The organism is Microbacterium plantarum, assembly GCF_035231185.1.
Classification (GTDB): domain Bacteria; phylum Actinomycetota; class Actinomycetes; order Actinomycetales; family Microbacteriaceae; genus Microbacterium; species Microbacterium plantarum.
Genome location: NZ_CP141117.1, coordinates 1,823,883 through 1,840,639, shown reverse-complemented (window position 1 = coordinate 1,840,639; position 16,757 = coordinate 1,823,883). Strand labels below are relative to the sequence as shown.

14 protein-coding genes and 1 tRNA gene are annotated in these 16,757 nt (G+C 69.9%); 8 read left to right on the top strand and 7 right to left on the bottom strand.

Features of this window, described 5'->3' with window-relative positions; genetic code table 11:
* Nucleotides 1–12: 12 nt before the first annotated feature.
* Entirely contained in the window at nt 13–531 is a 519-nt protein-coding gene (locus tag VC184_RS08835; RefSeq protein ID WP_274179529.1) for a MarR family winged helix-turn-helix transcriptional regulator, read from the bottom strand.
* Nucleotides 532–630: 99 nt separating this feature from the next.
* Between VC184_RS08835 and VC184_RS08830 the strand changes: the two genes are divergently transcribed.
* The 7 genes from VC184_RS08830 (at nt 631) to VC184_RS08800 (ending at nt 8,968) form a co-directional block, all read left to right on the top strand.
* Nucleotides 631–702 (top strand) — tRNA-Gln (locus VC184_RS08830).
* Nucleotide 703: 1 nt separating this feature from the next.
* Nucleotides 704–2,176, top strand: coding sequence for a bifunctional UDP-N-acetylglucosamine diphosphorylase/glucosamine-1-phosphate N-acetyltransferase GlmU (glmU, locus tag VC184_RS08825; protein ID WP_274179528.1), 1,473 nt, complete (start codon nt 704–706; stop codon nt 2,174–2,176).
* Complete coding sequence (locus VC184_RS08820; protein WP_112617994.1) at nt 2,151–3,185, top strand: ribose-phosphate diphosphokinase; 1,035 nt, start codon at nt 2,151–2,153, stop codon at nt 3,183–3,185. Before glmU ends, VC184_RS08820 begins: the two co-directional genes overlap by 26 nt.
* A 78-nt stretch (nt 3,186–3,263) precedes the next feature.
* On the top strand, nt 3,264–5,972 hold the full coding sequence (locus VC184_RS08815; RefSeq protein WP_323985801.1) for an HAD-IC family P-type ATPase: 2,709 nt from the start codon (nt 3,264–3,266) through the stop codon (nt 5,970–5,972).
* Nucleotides 5,973–6,060: 88 nt separating this feature from the next.
* Entirely contained in the window at nt 6,061–6,555 is a 495-nt protein-coding gene (locus tag VC184_RS08810) for an FMN-binding protein (RefSeq protein WP_323985799.1), read from the top strand.
* Nucleotides 6,552–7,424: an FAD:protein FMN transferase gene (locus VC184_RS08805; RefSeq protein ID WP_323985798.1), complete on the top strand. Its 873-nt coding sequence runs from the start codon at nt 6,552–6,554 to the stop codon at nt 7,422–7,424. Before VC184_RS08810 ends, VC184_RS08805 begins: the two co-directional genes overlap by 4 nt.
* Entirely contained in the window at nt 7,421–8,968 is a 1,548-nt protein-coding gene (locus VC184_RS08800) for an FAD-dependent oxidoreductase (protein WP_323985796.1), read from the top strand. Before VC184_RS08805 ends, VC184_RS08800 begins: the two co-directional genes overlap by 4 nt.
* Nucleotides 8,969–9,019: 51 nt before the next feature.
* On the opposite strand, the gene VC184_RS08795 is transcribed toward VC184_RS08800, so the two are convergent.
* The 4 genes from VC184_RS08795 to VC184_RS08780 all read right to left on the bottom strand — a co-directional run bounded on the left by VC184_RS08795 (nt 9,020) and on the right by VC184_RS08780 (nt 13,250).
* Complete coding sequence (locus tag VC184_RS08795) at nt 9,020–10,423, bottom strand: HNH endonuclease signature motif containing protein (protein WP_323985795.1); 1,404 nt, start codon at nt 10,421–10,423, stop codon at nt 9,020–9,022.
* A 99-nt stretch (nt 10,424–10,522) separates the two neighbouring features.
* Entirely contained in the window at nt 10,523–10,942 is a 420-nt protein-coding gene (locus VC184_RS08790) for a hypothetical protein (protein WP_282501039.1), read from the bottom strand.
* Complete coding sequence (locus VC184_RS08785) at nt 10,939–12,522, bottom strand: sensor histidine kinase (protein WP_323985794.1); 1,584 nt, start codon at nt 12,520–12,522, stop codon at nt 10,939–10,941. Before VC184_RS08785 ends, VC184_RS08790 begins: the two co-directional genes overlap by 4 nt.
* Nucleotides 12,519–13,250 (bottom strand): response regulator transcription factor, encoded by a 732-nt coding sequence (locus VC184_RS08780; RefSeq protein WP_274178006.1) that lies wholly within the window; start codon nt 13,248–13,250, stop codon nt 12,519–12,521. Before VC184_RS08780 ends, VC184_RS08785 begins: the two co-directional genes overlap by 4 nt.
* 88 nt (nt 13,251–13,338) lie before the next feature.
* Here VC184_RS08780 and VC184_RS08775 point away from each other — a divergent pair, with 88 nt between their 5' ends.
* Nucleotides 13,339–14,352 carry a magnesium and cobalt transport protein CorA gene (locus VC184_RS08775; RefSeq protein ID WP_323985793.1) on the top strand — a complete coding sequence of 338 codons (1,014 nt, stop codon included), beginning with the start codon at nt 13,339–13,341 and terminating at the stop codon, nt 14,350–14,352.
* 76 nt (nt 14,353–14,428) lie between these two features.
* Here VC184_RS08775 and gndA read toward each other — a convergent pair whose 3' ends face one another.
* Together gndA and eda are read right to left on the bottom strand one after the other, a co-directional pair.
* The gene (gndA, locus tag VC184_RS08770; protein WP_323985792.1) at nt 14,429–16,021 is read right to left on the bottom strand and encodes an NADP-dependent phosphogluconate dehydrogenase; all 1,593 of its coding nucleotides are present in this window, start codon (nt 16,019–16,021) and stop codon (nt 14,429–14,431) included.
* A gap of 69 nt (nt 16,022–16,090) precedes the next feature.
* Nucleotides 16,091–16,753, bottom strand: coding sequence for a bifunctional 4-hydroxy-2-oxoglutarate aldolase/2-dehydro-3-deoxy-phosphogluconate aldolase (gene eda, locus VC184_RS08765; RefSeq protein ID WP_274178003.1), 663 nt, complete (start codon nt 16,751–16,753; stop codon nt 16,091–16,093).
* Nucleotides 16,754–16,757 lie beyond the last annotated feature (4 nt).

The following is a 16,757-nucleotide window of genomic DNA, read 5'->3' as shown; positions in this document are numbered from 1 at the left end:
GAGCGGGATGCGTCAGGCGGACGCCGGCGGGGGAGAGCCGTCGAACCCCAGCGACAGCTTGCGCAGCAGCGACGCCAGGCGGTCCCGGTCGCCCTTCGACAGGCCGGACAGAAGCACGGCTTCCGCGTCGACGAGACGCGTGATGGCCGCATCCACGCGGATGCGTCCGTCGTCGGTGAGGGTCACCAGGACACTGCGCCCGTCGCCCGGATCGGCCTCGCGCCGAACGAGCCGGCGCGCGACGAGCCGGTCGATGCGGTTGGTCATCGTGCCGCTCGAGACGAGGGTCTGCTGCAGCAGCTGCTTCGGGCTCAGCTGGTAGGGCTCGCCCGCGCGGCGCAGGGCCGAGAGCACGTCCCACTCCCACGGCTCGAGATCGCTGCGGCGAAACGCCTCGCGCCGCGCCCGGTCGAGGTGACGCGACAGCCGGTCGACGCGCGAGAGCACCCCGAGGGGGGAGAAGTCGAGGTCGGGGCGCTGCAGCGACCACGCACCGACGATGCGGTCCACCTCGTCGGTCTCGTGTGCCATGGCACCATTATCCCGACCCGCGGGGCGGGACTCAGCCGCGGCGCAGACGCGACCCCGCGCGCTCTGGCAGACTTGTCGGGCTGCACCTGCGTGCGGCGTTCCGCCGTGGTGTAATGGCAGCACGACAGCCTTTGGAGCTGTGAGGTCTAGGTTCGAGTCCTGGCGGCGGAGCATGAGCGACACCCCACTCGACCCCCGTCTCGCTGTCGTGATCCTCGCCGCGGGGCAGGGGACGCGGATGAAGTCCTCCCTCCCGAAGGTGCTGCACCGCATCGGCGGTCGCCCCCTCGTCGGCCATGTGCTCGACACGGCACGCGACCTCGCACCCGCTCACGTGCTCGTCGTCGTCCGGCACGAGCGCGATCGCGTCGCCGAGGCCGTGCTCGGCGTCTCGCCCGAGGTCGTCGTCGTCGACCAGGACGAGATCCCCGGCACCGGCCGGGCCGTCGAGGTCGCTCTCGACCAGCTGCCGGACTTCGACGGTGACGTGCTCGTACTCAGCGCGGACGTCCCCCTTCTCGATGACGCGACGCTCGGCGAGATGCTGCGCACCCATCGTGCATCGGGCGCCGCCGCCACGATGCTGAGCGCACGCCTGAGCGACCCGACCGGTTACGGTCGCGTCATCCGTGACACCGCGGGCAGCGTCGACCGCATCGTCGAGCACAAGGACGCGTCGGATGCCGAGCGCGCCGTCGACGAGGTCAACGCCGGGGTCTACGTCTTCCAGGCAGCGCCGTTGCGCGAGCGGCTCGGCCGCATCAGCATCGCCAACGTGCAGGCCGAGAAGTACCTCACCGATGTCGTCGGCATGCTCCGCAACGACGCGCTCGCGGTCGCCGCGCAGCTCGTCGCGGACGCGAATCTCATCGTCGGCGTCAACGACCGGGTGCAGCTGGCCGAGGCCGCGCGCCTGCTCAACGCCCGCACCGTGCGCCGCTGGCAGCTCGAGGGGGTGACCGTGCAGGACCCCGCCACGACGTGGATCGACGTCACGGCGACGCTGGCCCCCGACGTGACCGTTCTGCCGAACACGCACATCCTGCGTGCCACGGTGATCGCGGAGGGTGCGACGATCGGGCCCGACACCAGCCTCTCGGACTGCGAGGTCGGCGCGGGCGCGACCGTCACGCGGAGCGACGCGACCCTCGCCGTCATCGGGGCCGACGCGACCGTGGGGCCCTTCTCGTACATCCGGCCGGGCACGCAGCTCGGCGAGCGCGGCAAGATCGGCACGTTCGTCGAGACGAAGAACGCCGTCATCGGGGAAGGCAGCAAGGTCCCGCACCTGTCGTACGTCGGCGACGCCGAGATCGGCCGCGGCGTGAACCTGGGGGCGGGTGCCATCACCGCGAACTACGACGACCTCGCCAAGCACCGCACCGTGATCGGCGACGAGGTCCACGCCGGCTCGCACAACGTCTTCGTCGCGCCGGTTAAGATCGGTGAGGGCGCCAAGACGGGCGCCGGAGCGGTCATCCGCAAGGACGTCCCGGCCGGTGCTCTCGCGCTCAGCGTCGCCCCCCAGCGCAATGTCGCAGGGTGGGTCGAGAAGAACAGACCCGGTACTGCAGCCGCCGCAGCAGCGGCACGCGTGCGGTCTTCACAGGAAGCGGACGATGGCTCGCAAGAAGAACACGGTTGACCTCGACGTCTCGCGGGGCATCGCCCCGGGACTGGTCGCCAAGACCAAGAAGCGTCTCGTCGTGGCATCCGGTGGCTCGCACCCCGCGCTGTCGGCCGATGTAGCAACGCAGCTCGGCACGGAGCTCGTCCCGACCGAGCACCGCACCTTCGCATCGGGCGAGATCCTCACCCGCTTCGAGGTGTCGATCCGCGGATGCGACTTCTTCCTGGTGCAATCGTTCGGACCGCCGGTCAACGAGTGGCTCATGGAGACGCTGATCATGCTGGATGCCGCCAAGCGCGCGTCCGCCAAGCGCATCACCGTCGTCGCGCCGTACTACCCCTACTCGCGGCAGGACAAGAAGGGTCGCGGCCGCGAGCCCATCAGCGCGCGTCTCGTCGCCGATCTGTTCAAGACGGCCGGCGCCGACCGCGTGATGAGCGTGGACCTTCACGCCGCGCAGATCCAGGGGTTCTTCGACGGTCCCGTCGACCACCTGTTCGCCAAGCCGGTCCTGCTCGAGCACTTCGAGCGCACGCTGAGCCCGGAGGACCGCGAGAAGCTCACCGTCGTGTCGCCGGACACCGGCCGCGTCCGCGTCGCCGACACCTGGTCCGACAGCCTCGGCGCTCCGCTCGCGATCATCCACAAGCGGCGCGACCCGAACGTCGCCAACCAGGTCACCGTCAACGAGATCGTCGGTGATGTCCGGGGTCGTGTCTGCCTGCTGGTCGACGACATGATCGACACGGGTGGCACGATCGTCAAGGCCGCGCAGGCCCTGAAGAACAACGGCGCCGAGCGCGTCATCGTCGCGGCGACGCACGCCGTCTTCAGTCACCCCGCGGTCGAGCGTCTGCAGGATGCCGCGATCGACGAGGTCGTCGTCACCGACACGATCCCGCTCGGTGACGACAAGCGCTTCCCCGGCCTCACCATCCTCCCGATCGCCCCGCTCCTGGCGCGCGCGATCAAGGAGGTCTTCGAGGACGGCTCTGTCACCAGCATGTTCGACGGCGCCGCCTGATCCCCGTCGCGCCCGGCTTCGGGCCTTGCGCGGCGGGCTCCGGTGTTTCGCGAGGCCGCACGCCGTAGGATCGGCCGCATGGCTGCCCCTGTCTCCGAGGCGGACCTCGAGTCGCCTCACCCATACGCCCACGCCGGAGGCGAGGTCGCTGCGGCGCTCGGCACCGGCCCCGACGGACTGAGCGCGGACGAGGCGGCGAGGCGCCTGGCGAGGGTCGGGCCCAATCTCCTGCCCGAGGCGAAGCGCACGCCCGCGTGGCTGCGGTTCCTGTCGCACTTCAACGACACGCTGATCTACATCCTCCTGGCCGCCGCGGCGATCAAGGCCGTCATGGGCGACTGGCTCGACGTGTGGGTCATCCTTGCTGTCGCGATCATCAACGCGGTGATCGGGTTCGTCCAGGAAGGACGCGCCGAGAAGGCTCTCGCGGGCATCCGCGGGATGCTGTCATCGGAGGCGAGCGTGCGTCGGGACGGGGCCTGGCGCCGCGTCGCCGCCGCTGACCTCGTGCCGGGCGATGTGGTGCGCCTCTCGCCGGGCGACAAGGTGCCCGCCGACATCCGGCTCCTGCAGGCCAGCCAGCTGCGCATCGACGAGGCGGCGCTGACCGGAGAGTCGGTGCCCGCGTCGAAGCAGACCGACCCTGTCGATGCGGATGCCGGCGTCGGCGACCGCGCGTCGATGGCGTTTTCGGGCACCATCGTGGCTGCGGGTCAGGGGCGCGGCATCGTCACGGGCACCGGCGCACGCACCGAGATCGGCAGGATCCAGGAGCTCGTCGGGGGAGCGGGTTCGCTCGCCACGCCCCTGACCAAGCAGCTCGACGCCTTCGGCAGGATCCTGACCCTGGTCATTCTCGGGATGGCCGCGGCCATGATGCTCATCGGCCGGTTCGCGCACGGGATGCCGTTCGGTGAGCTCGTGTCGGCGACCATCGGCTTCGCGGTGGCGGCGATTCCCGAGGGCCTTCCGGCGCTCGTGACGATCACGCTGGCGATCGGCGTCCAGCAGATGGCCCGCCGTCGGGCCATCACGCGCAAGCTTCCCGCCGTCGAGACGCTGGGTTCGGTGACGACCGTGTGCTCGGACAAGACGGGCACCCTGACGAAGAACGAGATGACGGTTCGCCGCATCATCACCCCGATCGCTCGTTACGAGGTCTCGGGTCTCGGTTACGAGCCCGCGGGGGAGATCACGCGGGCCGACGGCGACGGCGTCTCGGGCACCGACCTCGCTGCCCTGCTGGCGGTCGCCGATCTGTGCAACGACGCCGATGTGGTGGCGGATGACGACGGCTGGAAGCTGGTCGGCGAGCCGACCGAGGGCGCGCTGCGCGTCGTGGCGATGAAGGGTGGACGCGTCGGCAATGCCGAGGGGGTCAAGCGCATCGACGTGTTGCCGTTCGACTCGGCGAACAAGTTCATGGCGACGCTGAACGAGGGCGCAGACGGCTCGCGCGCGCTGCTCGTCAAGGGGGCGCCCGACCGGCTGCTCGATCGTTCGACGCGCCAGCGCGGGGCAGCGGGGTCGGATGAGCTCGACCGCGACTTCTGGGAAGCCGCTGTCGCCGAGCTGAGTGCGGAGGGTCTGCGTGTGCTCGCTGCAGCGCGCAAGCCCTCGCGGCTCGACGAGGTCGCCATCGACGACGTCGACGAGCTCGAGTTCCTCGGGCTCTGGGGCATCGTCGATCCGCCGCGTCCCGAGGCCATCGAGGCCATCGCCGACTGCCACCATGCCGGCATCCGCGTGAAGATGATCACGGGCGACCACGCGGGGACGGCGGTGGCGATCGGCCGCGAGATGGGATTGGTCGCGGACGATGAGCCTCGTGTCCTGACCGGCAGCGAGCTCGAGTCGCTCAGCCAGGAGAAGCTGAAGGATGTCGTCCGCGACGTCGACGTCTACGCGCGCACGAGTCCCGAGCACAAGATCCGCATCGTTCGCGCACTCCAGTCGCATGGTGAAGTCGTCGCGATGACGGGAGACGGCGTCAACGACGCTCCGGCGCTGACGCGAGCCGATGTCGGGGTCGCGATGGGCATCAAGGGCACGGAGGCGACCAAGGAAGCAGCCGAGATCGTACTGGCCGATGACAACTTCGCCACGATCCGCTCGGCCATCCGCGAGGGGCGGCGGATCTACGACAACCTGCGGAAGTCGATCGTCTTCCTGCTTCCCACCAACGGCGCGCAGTCGCTCGTCATCCTCGTCGCGGTGGTGTTCGGGCTCGCTCTTCCCCTCTCGCCGGTGCAGGTGCTGTGGGTCAACATGGTGACCGCCGTGACGCTGTCGCTCGCGCTGGCGTACGAACCGGCGGAGCCGGGGATCATGTCCCGTGCGCCACGAGCGAGCGGAGGACCGATCATCTCGCTGCGCGAGCTGATGTTCGTCCTGGTCGTATCGGTGCTGATCGGGGGCGCGACGCTCGCCGCCTTCGCGATCAGCCGGGCGACGGGCGCAGACCTCGAGGTCGCACGCACCGTGTCGGTGTCCGTGCTGGCGCTCGGGCAGCTGGCGTTCCTCCTGAACTGCCGGTTCCTCACCCGGTCGAGCCTGACCGCGGACGTGCTGCGCGGGAACCGGGTGATCTGGTGGTCGGCTGCGGCCCTGATCGTGCTGCAGCTCATCTACACCTACGTGCCGTTCATGAACGCGCTGTTCGATTCGCGCCCGCTCGCGGTGCAGGACTGGCTGCTTCCGCTCGGATTCGCCATCGCGATCTTCCTGGCGGTGGAGGGGCTGAAGGCGCTGCGGCGATCGCGCGAGCAACTCGATGCAAACGCATAGGAACCGCAGAGGGGAGGCATGGCATCGGGCCGCTAGCGTGAGATCAGCCCACCTCCCCCCGGAGGGGCACGACACAGGAGGACCCGCCATGATCCGCGCCACTGCCGTACCCCGTTCGCTCCGCGTCACCGCTGCGGCGGCATCCGTCGCCGGCCTCGCTCTTCTCGCGGGCTGCGCCGGACAGGCCGACGCCGAGCAGACCGTTTCCGGCTCGACGCCGTCCGCCGACGCGACACCCGCGACCGGATCGACCGGCTCGGCCGGTGGGGCGGGCGCAACCGGCGGCACGTACACGGACGGCACCTACACGGCTGAGGGTACGTACCAGACGCCCGAGGGACCCGAGACGATCACCGTTGAGCTCACGATCGCGTCCGATGCCGTGACCGCTGTCGAGGTCACGGGCGAGCCGACCCGCCGCGAGAGCAAGCAGTACCAGTCGCAGTTCATCGGCGGCATCTCGGATGCGGTCGTCGGCAAGAGCCTCGACGAGGTGAAGGTCGATCGTGTCGCCGGCTCATCGCTCACGAGCGGTGGCTTCAACGCCGCCGTGGAGGAGATCCGTACCGACGCGGCGGCATGATCCCTGCGCCTGTCGCGCCCGGCCGGTGGGACTTCGAGGCCATCGGCACTGCGTGGCGCATCGACAGCGAGGCGCCGGTGCGAGACGCCGATCGTGCGGCCGTCCTGGCGCTGGTCGACGCGTTCGACCGGGACTGGTCGCGGTTCCGCGCGGACTCGACCGTGAGTCGGCTCGCGACTGGTGGGACGGTAGCGGCGCCGCGAGATGCTGAGGCCATGCTCGGGCTGTACGACGAGCTGGCGGATGCCACGGACGGCTCCATCAACCCGCTCGTCGGTGACGCGCTCGCCCGACGCGGCTACGATGCCTCGTACTCGATGCGCGACCGCGGCGCAGCGGCTGCGCCTCAGCGCTGGCGGGAGGTCGTCGACCTCTCCGGAGACAGCCTGACCCTGCACCGTCCCGCCACGATCGACGTCGGCGCCGTCGGAAAGGGGCGCCTCGTCGATCTCGTCCGGGCAGAACTGCGGCAGCGGACCACGGGGTGGCTCGTCGTCGACGCGAGCGGCGACCTGGCGATCGACGGGGTGCAGCAGCGGGTCGCGCTCGAGCATCCGTACGATCCGTCGCGAGCGGTGGGCGTCTGGACGCTGGATTCCGGGGCGCTGTGCGCCTCGGCGACCAACCGCCGCGCGTGGGGCGACGGGTTGCACCACGTGCTGGACGCCCGTACGGGTGAGTCGGTGCGGGAGTACGCGGCGACGTGGGCGGTCGCCGCCGATGCGATGACGGCGGATGCCGTCGCCACCGCCCTTTTCTTCGACGGCGGCCCGCGGTTCGCGCAGGCGCAGGGGGCATCGTGGGTGCGGATGCGCACCGACGGTTCCGTCGAATGGTCACCTCACTGCGAAGCGGAGTTGTTCGTATGACGTCCCTGACAGCCTTTCGGAATCGGACCGTCGGCGCGCTCGGGCGAGTGTCGATGTACCGGTTCGTCCTCGTCGCACTCTCCGCGCTCGCGGTGATCGCTTTCGTGCTCACTCTCGTGGGTCAGATCGCCGGCGACCCGCTCGCGCTGCCGGTGTCGCTCATCGTGCTGGCCGTCGCGATCATCGCGGTCGATGCCGTTGCGCAGCGGATGCTCGGTCGCACCTGGCGCATCGAGTCGGCGCTCATCACCGCGCTCATCCTGTTGTTCGTCCTGCGCCCGACGCTCGAGCCGGTCGGACTCCTGGGGCTCGCCGTCGCGGGAGCGGTGGCCTCGGCCTCGAAGTACCTGCTGGCCTGGCGCGGGCGGCACATCTTCAACCCCGCGGCGGCGGGCGCGACCGTGCTGACGGTGCTCAGCATCCCGTTCCCCGACCTCGGCGCATCCGCATGGTGGGTGGGTTCGCCTGTGCTGGCCGTGCCGGTCATCGTGCTCGGCGGGCTGGTGCTCGTGCGCACGGAGAAGGTGCGGGTGGTCGCGGTCTTCCTCATCGTCGCGGTGGCCGTCGCGCTCGTGCGGACGTTCGTGCAGTACGCGCAGGTGTCGCTCCCCGTCGACGCGTCCGTCATCGCGCAGGTGCTGTGGTCGTCGCCGTTCCTGTTCCTCGGCGCGTTCATGCTGTCGGAGCCGTTGACCCTGCCGCCGCGTCGGCGGCAGCAGTACGCGGTCGCGGCTCTCGTGGGGGCTCTCGCGGGATGGCCGATCCTCGTCGGCGACGTGAGCCTCGGGCAGGAGCGTGCGCTGCTGATCGGCAACCTGCTGGCGTTCTTCTTCGCGTACCGCGCCGCGGTGCGGCTGACCTTCGTCGAGCGCACAGCCCTGACTCCGTCCGTTCGCGAGCTGACCTTTCGGGCGCACCGGGGTTTCCGATTCCGCCCGGGTCAATACCTCGAGCTCGAAGTGCCGCACCGTCGCCCCGATGCGCGGGGGACCCGACGCGAGTTCTCGATCGTCTCGGCGCCCGCGGAGCTGCCGGAGGTGCGGATCGCTATCCGCGAGGGTTCGCAGTCGAGCTATAAGAAGGCGCTCGCACTGGTCGAGCCCGGTCGCGATCTGCCCGTCACCGGCGTGTGGGGCGATTTCGTGCTGCCCGCACGGACCGATGCCAAGGTGCTGCTCGTCGCGGCCGGCATCGGGGTGACCCCGTTCGTGTCGCAGTTGCGCGAGATGCGTCTGGCGGGGGAGCGGCGGGATGTCGTCATGGTCTACGTGGCATCGGATGCCGACGAGCTGGCCTTCCGCGATGACATCATCGCTGCGGAGATCCCGGTGATGGTCGTGACGCGAGACGAGCCTCGGAACCTGCCCGACCACTGGACGTGGACGGGCGGGGCGCGGCTGACCGCGGCATCTCTCGCCACGCTCGTGCCGGACCTCACCGAACGGCACGCGTTCATCTCGGGACCGCCGCGGCTCATCGCCGACCTCGCCCCGGCGCTCTCGAAAGCGCGGTCGCTCACCACGGACGCCTTCGCCGGATACTGAATTCGCAGTGCGTGTCGAGATCGCGCGACGCATCAGAAGGGTCGCGACGCATCAGAAGGGTGGAGCGAGATCCGGCGGCGGCCCGCCGGATCCGACGCGAGATCGCGGTGGGCCGGAGGTGTCGATGGTGAAGCACACCGCGGGTATGGGGACGTCTTCGCGGTAGACCCTGCCCAGGGGTGAGGTCCATTCGAGAACGCCGCCGCCGACCTGCCTGACCTCCCACTTGGTGAACTGCTTCATGGAGTGGTGTCGTTGGCAGAGGTGGGCGAGGTTGAAGATGTGGGTGTGCCCACCGAGGGCGTAATCGATCGTGTGGTCGAGTTCGCAGCGGATCGCGGCCCGCCGGCATCCCGGGAACCGGCAGTGCTGATCCCGAGCCATCAGGAGCTTCTTCATCGACGCGGTCGGCCGGTAGGTGTCGATCTCAACCGGCGTCCGGGTGACGGGGTCGATGAACAGCCGGTCCCACTCGCTGACCTGCCCGGCGAGCTGCCGCACGGTGTCAGCATCGACGAGCCCGGCCCCAACGGCTTCGGCGGGGTTCTCGTCGCGCCCCATCAACGTCTCGGCGGTGACCGCCACCTGCACGCGTGCCCGGATCGCCCCGAGCCCACCAGCCCGATCGATCCCATACGTCGGGTCAACGACCGGCGCCCCGCCGAGCACCAGGTCGCCGAGGATGTCGGCCCGCAGCTGATCCATCGTCCGCGTATCGGCGGGCTCGCCCGCCCCGACGGCATCCGCCCCGGCGGCATCCGCCCCGGCACCCGCACCCGCACCCGCATCCGCACCCACGGTCCGGGCGTCCTTGACGGACTGTCCCATCTGCGTGAGCCGGTCGAGCATGCCCACCGCGATCACGGTCGGGACGGTCGCGATGACATCCGACATCCCGTCCGTTCCGTGTGAGACCCGCACACACCGCCCGGCGGCGGCGTCGCGGTGCCGGTCGGTGAACGTGCGCTCATGAAGTCTCTCCGCGAGGGCACGCAGCGCCGGTTTCACCCGGGTGGCGATGTCGCGCTCGCACACCGCGATCGCCGCGACCTCGAACTCGCCCCGCACCTCATCGGGCAGCCCGGTCCCCGCTGTGACGACCGCGTCGACGTGGTCGCGGGTGATCCGCCGCTCCTCCCACGCCGAGAAGACGGTCGGGTAATCGTCGACGATCGTCAGCGCATGGTCGATGTCGGCCTGCAGGCGCCGGTCGGTCCGCCGGGCCAGCCCCGCAGCTTGAGCCGCGACCGACCGCAGCTCCATGTCCGAGGCCATCCCACGCACTCCGTCACGGCGCGCCTCACGCAACGCGGACCGGCCCAGCTCGGCCAGAGCCCGCACCGAAGCGACATCCGCGTCATGCACCAGCGCGAGCGCCTCGCCGTAAGCCGCGATCGCGGGGCCGTGCGGCGAGACCTCGATCTCGTCCGAGCCGCCACCCCTGTTCGCTGACATGTTCCCATTGTGGCAGCCGGGTCAGACATTCACATCGAACATAGCTACGAAATGCAAAACTCGTCAGACCCCACCCCTGGGGAGGAATCGCCGACCGGCTCAGCCGCCCGCCCGACCGCGCCCGTCGATCTCGGAACAACGGTGTTCGACAGCACGTGCGATGTCATCCACCGCGCGCCACAGCGCCGTCGATGCATCCGTCGGCGACGGGCTGGCATCCCCGCGGAGACGGCGCTTGAGGAGGTCCTTCGCTTCAGCGCGTTCGATGTCGGCGGCGAGCTCGAAAGCGAGAACGTCGAAGTCGCGCTCCGCATATCCGTCTACGGTCGCTCGTACTCTGCCCAGCTGCGCATCGTCGCTCTCGAGGTGCAGGTGAGTGCGGAGCGCTGGGTCGTACGGTGTCGCACCGACGTAGGCGATGTCGCCTGTCGCCGCGTCGACCCAGACGTAGATCCATGAGCTGGACGGCTGCACCCGCCCGCGGCGGACCGCCACGATCCGCGGCTCACCGAGCGTCACGGCATGTCCTGCGTTCCGCTCGCCTGCTCATTCGTGGTCGGTCCCGTCCCGGCATCCGACGGCTCGCCCGTCTCCGGGGCGGCCGGTCTCGCGGTCAGGCGCAGTTCGAAGGTGGTCGAGCCGGGCTCGCTCTGCACGGTGAGCGAGCCTCCGTGCGCGGCAACGATCGCGCGCGCGATCGACAGGCCCAGCCCTGTGCCGCCGGTCTGACGCGCGCGGGAGCGATCACCGCGTGAGAAGCGTTCGAAGATTTCGTCAGCCACGGCGGGGTCGATACCCGGGCCGTCGTCGTGCACCGACAGGATCGCCGTGCCGTCCGCAACGCGCACGGAGGTGGTGACGGTGGTCCCCGCCGGGGTGTGCACGCGGGCGTTCGCCAAGAGGTTCGCGACGACTTGCGTGATGCGGGTGGCATCCGCGGCGACGATGACCGGATCGTCGCCGACGTCCAAGCGCCATTCGTGGTCCTGGCCCGCGGCACGCGCGTCGGCGACGGCATCGACCGCGAGCGCCGTCAGGTCGACGGTGCCGTAGACGAGCTCCTGGCCCTCGTCGAGGCGGGCGAGGAGCAGCAGGTCTTCGACGAGCCTGGTCATGCGCAGCGACTGCGCCTGGATGCGCTCGAGGGCGGCCGTCGTCGTCTCTTCGACCCCGGGCACGCCCTGGCGCATCGCGCGCAACGAGAGCTCCGAGTATCCGCGGATCGAGGCGAGCGGGGTGCGCAGCTCGTGGCTGGCGTCGGCGACGAACGACCGCATGCGCTCCTCGTTGCGCTGGCGTGCGATGAGGGATGCGTCGACATGGTCGAGCAGCGTGTTGAGGGCGGCGCCCACGCGGCCGATCTCATCATGGTCGTCGGTCTCCTCTGCGGGCACGCGCTCGGTGATGGAGACAGCGCCCTGCGCGAGGGGGAGCGACGCGACCCTCGTCGCGGTGTCAGCCACAACGCGCAACGGCCGGAGTGAGCGCTGGATGACAACCGCGATCGCCGCGCTGAGGAGGAGCAGGCCGCCGACGGTCACGATCGTGATCGTGGTGACGACGATTGCGACAGTCGTATCGACCTGTGCGAGCGGAAGAGCACCCAGCCCGGTGATGTCGCCCGCTTTGAACGACACGACGCGGAACGCGCCGAGATCGCCGATCTCGATCGTCGCCGGAAGGGCGCTGAGGTCGGTCGAAGCCAGATCGTTGAGCTCCGCGGTCGTGAGGCTGCGCACTCCCTCGTCGCCGTCGAAGGTCGCGCCGGTGACGGGACCGCGCGGGTCCTGCACCAGCAGCGTGTAACCATACGGGAGACCCGTCGTGCCGGCGATCGTCTCCTCCGCGGAGCGCACACGCACGACGTAGCCGCTGCTGTCGAAGAGTTTGAGCCCGCGCGTGAGCGATTCGGCGTTGGTGGTGACGGTTGAGACCAGCACAGTTCCGATCGTGGTCGCGAGCCCGACGGCGCTCGAGATGAGCGTCAGCGCGACGACACCGACCACCGTGACCATCAGCCGCGTCTGCAGCGTCCAGCGCTTGCGGGCGCGCCGGTCCGTGCGCCCGTGCGCGCCGGCGCCATCCGGGGCGGACGTCACTGCGGAGCTTTGATCATGTAGCCGACACCCCGCACGGTGTGGATGAGCGGCTCGCGACCCGCATCGATCTTCTTGCGCAGGTACGAGATGTAGAGCTCGACGACCGAGGATCGCCCGCCGAAGTCGTAGTTCCACACGCGGTCGAGGATCTGGGCCTTCGACACCACGCGGCGCTGGTTTCGCATGAGGTAGCGCAGGAGCTCGAACTCGGTGGCGGTGAGCTCGATGCTCGTCCCGCTGCGTTCGATCTCGTGCGAGTCCTCGTTGAGCGTGAGGTCCCCGACGCGTAGCACGGGGTCGGCGCCACCGGCTGTCGCGGTTCCGGCGCGCCGCATGAGACCCCGCAGCCGTGCGACGACCTCCTCGAGACTGAAGGGCTTCGTGACGTAATCGTCGCCGCCCGCTGTGAGCCCAGCGACGCGGTCGCCCACGGAATCCTTCGCGGTGAGGAACAGCACGGGAACATCGTCGCCGGACTGACGAAGGCGCTGCAGCACCGACATCCCGTCGAGGTCGGGCATCATGATGTCGAGCACCATGGCGTCCGGCTCGAATTCCCGGGCGAGCGAGAGCGCCTCGAAGCCGGATGCCGCGGAGCGGACCTCCCAGCCCTCCATCTTCAGTGCCATCGAGAGCAGATCGGTGAGCATCTGCTCGTCGTCGACGACGAGGATGCGCAGCGGGGAGCCGTCGGGACGCTGCAGTGCCGTGGGAGCGGGAGTGGTCATGAGCCCATTGTGAGGCGTTCGCTATGGAGAAGCTATGGACGATGCTATGTGCGCGCTGTGAGCTCGGGATGTGGCATACGGTGACGTCATGACGAACGTTGAGGCGGCGGTGTATGTCGACGGGTCGCGGATCGGCGACGGTCTGGCGCCGCGCGACGCCGCGGTGCTCGCGCGCGAACGGGGCGGCTTCGCGTGGGTCGCGTTGATCGACGTCGACGACGCGCAGATCGAGTCTCACGCGGTCGAGCTGGGGGTATCTCCCATCGCGGTCAAGGAAGCCCTCCGCCCGCATCAGCGGTCGATCTTCGAGCGGTACGGCGACCACGCCTTCGTGGTGCTGCAGCCCGCGCATTACGACGATGCCTCCGAGACGGTCCGCTGCGACGAGATCGACGTGTTCCTCGCACCGCACCTCATCGTGACCGTGACGCGCTCGGATCGCATCGACCTCAGCGAGCTCCAGGGTCGTCTCGACAGCCACCCCGACCTGCTCCGCCGCGGCCCGGCATCCGTCATGTGGGTACTCGCGGAACTCGTCACGACCGGTTACCGCGACGTGCTCGACGGCGTCGAGAACGACATCGACGAGATCGAGGATCAGCTGTTCGGCGACGACCCCGGAGTGTCGAGGCGCATCTTCGACCTGCAGCGGGAGGTGATCGACCTCGCTCACGCCACGACGCCGCTGCCGGACGTCCTGACGCGGCTCGGTTCGACCCTCACGGATGCCGCGGCCGGCGCCGAACCGGCCGGATGGGACGACGTCCGCGGCCGCGCGCAGTACGTGGCGGAGCGCGTGCAGTCGATGCGACACACGCTCGACGACGCGTTGACGATCCACGCGACCCTCGTCAACCAGCGGCTGGACGAGAAGATGGCTGACCTCACCGTCGTCCAGGTGCGCCAGAACGAACAGGTCAAGAAGATCTCGTCGTGGGCGGCGATCGGATTCGCCCCGACGTTCGTCGCGAGCGTTTATGGCATGAACTTCAGATTCATGCCCGAGCTGGACCAACCGTGGGGCTACCCGATGGCGCTCGGGCTGATGGTGCTCCTGAGCGCCGGTCTCTACGGGATCTTCAAGCGCAACGACTGGCTCTGACGTCTCGTCGTCGCGTACAGCGAAGGCCCCGCCGAGCGGAGATGCTCGACGGGGCCTCGTGACCTCAGGAGTGGGGTCAGTGCGTGTCTTCGGCCTCGACCTCGGAACGGTCTCCCGACCACAGCGTGTGGAAGGTGCCGTCCTTGTCGATGCGCTTGTAGGTGTGCGCACCGAAGAAGTCGCGCTGGCCCTGGATGAGGGCTGCCGGCAGGCGCTCCGCACGCAGGCCGTCGTAGTACGACAGCGACGAGCTGAAGGCGGGAGCGGGGATGCCGGCGCCGGCCGCGGCCTGCACGACGTGGCGCCACGCGTCCTGGGCGCGGCCGAGCGCCTCGACGAAGTACGGCGCGGTCAGCAGGACGGGGAGCTCGTCGCCGGTCGCGTACGCGTCGGCGATGCGGTTGAGGAACTGCGCGCGGATGATGCAGCCGCCGCGCCAGATCTTCGACACCGCGCCGAGGTCGATGTTCCAGCCGTACTGGGCAGCGCCGGCACGGATCTCGTCGAAGCCCTGCGAGTAGGCGACGATCTTGGAGGCGTAGAGCGCGAGGCGCACCTGCTCGATGAAGGCGTCGGCGTCCTCGACCGTGAACGACGCGTCGTCAGGGCCGGGCAGCGAGCCGGACACGTCGCGCTGCTCGCGGTGGCTCGAGAGCGAACGCGCGAAGACGGCCTCCGCGATGCCCGAGACGGGCACGCCGAGGTCGAGCGCGGTCTGCACGGTCCACGCGCCGGTGCCCTTGGCACCGGCCTGGTCGACGATCACGTCGACGAGGGGCTGACCGGTGGCGGCATCCGTCTGACGCAGCACCTCGGCGGTGATCTCGATGAGGTACGACTCGAGCTCGCCGCGGTTCCACTCGGCGAAGATGTCGGCGATCTCGGCGGGCGTCTTGCCGGTGCCGCGGCGGATGAGGTCGTAGGCCTCGGCGATGAGCTGCATGTCGGCGTACTCGATGCCGTTGTGCACCATCTTCACGAAGTGGCCGGCGCCGTCGTGGCCGACGTGCGTCACGCACGGCTCGCCCTCGGCGACCGCGGCGATCGACTTCAGGATGGGGCCGAGGGTCACCCACGACTCGTCGGGGCCTCCGGGCATGAGCGAGGGCCCGAGGAGGGCACCCTCCTCACCACCGGAGACGCCCATGCCGACGAAGTTGAAGCCGGCCTCGCGGACCGCCTTCTCACGACGGATGGTGTCGGTGAACAGCGAGTTGCCGCCGTCGACGATGATGTCGCCCGGCTCGAACACCCGCATGAGCTCGTCGATGACGGCGTCGGTGGGGCGACCCGCCTTGACCATGATGATCGCGGTGCGCGGCTTCTGTAGGTTCGCCGCGAACTCCTCGTACGAGAAGGCGGGGATGAAGTCCGCCTCGGGGTGAGTCTCGATGAGCTCGTCGGTCTTCGAACGCGACCGGTTGAACACGGCGACCGTGTTCCCTTCGCGGCTCGCGAGGTTGCGGGCGAGGTTCGAGCCCATGACGGCGAGTCCGACCACACCGATGTTCGCGGAGCCGGACCCGGCCTCGGCGGGAGCGCTGCTCTCGTCGGGGGTCGGGCGGTCGACCTCCTCGGGACGCGGGGCGCCCTCGTGGACCGTGGCCGCTTCGTGCGGCGCCTGATCCTGATCGGTCGAGGGTCCTGTCGGTGAGGGGGTCGACGCCATGCGTAGCTCCAGGTTCGCGTGCGGGTGGGGTGGCCAGGTGCTGCGAGAGAGCCCGGCTCTCTCGCCACTTTATCCGTTCGGCAGGCCGGCCGGAGCGGCTTGCGACAAGGCGTCGACACGTGCGACCGCGTCGGATGCGGCGCGGGTGATGGCGGCGGCATCGCGTGCTCGGACGGCGGTCCGCGGCAGCATCCACGAACCGCCGACGGCGGTCACCTGCGGGTGCGCGAGATAGGCGTCGAGGTTCGTGGCGTCGATGCCGCCGGTCGGCACGAACCGCAGGTCGCCGAAGGGGCCGGCGAGAGCACGCAGGGCGGGGAGGCCGCCCGAGGTCTCGGCGGGGAAGAACTTGACCGTGGTGATCCCGGCCGCGAGCGCCCCCATGATCTCGCTCGCGCTGACGGCTCCGGGAATGAGGGGAACCCCGAGGTCGGCGGCGCGGTCGGCGACCGCGGGGTGGAAGCCGGGGGAGACGAGGAAGCGGGCACCGGCGGCGACGGCGGTGTCGACCTGGGCGGGCGAGACGATCGTGCCCGCGCCGACGAGCACGTCGCCTCGTTCGGCGATGGCTTCGATGGCGGCCGGTGCTGCGGGGGTGCGGAAAGTGATCTCGGCCACCGGGAGCCCGCCCTCGGCGAGCGCAGCGGCGATGAACAGGCCCTCGTCGGCGGTGTCGGCCACGACGACCGGAACGAGGCGGTGGCGGGCGATCTGATCGAGAACAGCGACCATGATG

Coding starts and splice junctions, on each gene's coding strand:
- VC184_RS08780 (WP_274178006.1), bottom strand. CDS start 13,250: ATGACCACTCCCGCTCCCACGGCACTGCAGCGTCCCGACGGCTCCCCG.
- glmU (WP_274179528.1), top strand. CDS start 704: ATGAGCGACACCCCACTCGACCCCCGTCTCGCTGTCGTGATCCTCGCC.
- VC184_RS08835 (WP_274179529.1), bottom strand. CDS start 531: ATGGCACACGAGACCGACGAGGTGGACCGCATCGTCGGTGCGTGGTCG.
- VC184_RS08805 (WP_323985798.1), top strand. CDS start 6,552: ATGATCCCTGCGCCTGTCGCGCCCGGCCGGTGGGACTTCGAGGCCATC.
- eda (WP_274178003.1), bottom strand. CDS start 16,753: ATGGTCGCTGTTCTCGATCAGATCGCCCGCCACCGCCTCGTTCCGGTC.
- gndA (WP_323985792.1), bottom strand. CDS start 16,021: ATGGCGTCGACCCCCTCACCGACAGGACCCTCGACCGATCAGGATCAG.
- VC184_RS08810 (WP_323985799.1), top strand. CDS start 6,061: ATGATCCGCGCCACTGCCGTACCCCGTTCGCTCCGCGTCACCGCTGCG.
- VC184_RS08795 (WP_323985795.1), bottom strand. CDS start 10,423: ATGTCAGCGAACAGGGGTGGCGGCTCGGACGAGATCGAGGTCTCGCCG.
- VC184_RS08800 (WP_323985796.1), top strand. CDS start 7,421: ATGACGTCCCTGACAGCCTTTCGGAATCGGACCGTCGGCGCGCTCGGG.
- VC184_RS08815 (WP_323985801.1), top strand. CDS start 3,264: ATGGCTGCCCCTGTCTCCGAGGCGGACCTCGAGTCGCCTCACCCATAC.
- VC184_RS08820 (WP_112617994.1), top strand. CDS start 2,151: ATGGCTCGCAAGAAGAACACGGTTGACCTCGACGTCTCGCGGGGCATC.
- VC184_RS08775 (WP_323985793.1), top strand. CDS start 13,339: ATGACGAACGTTGAGGCGGCGGTGTATGTCGACGGGTCGCGGATCGGC.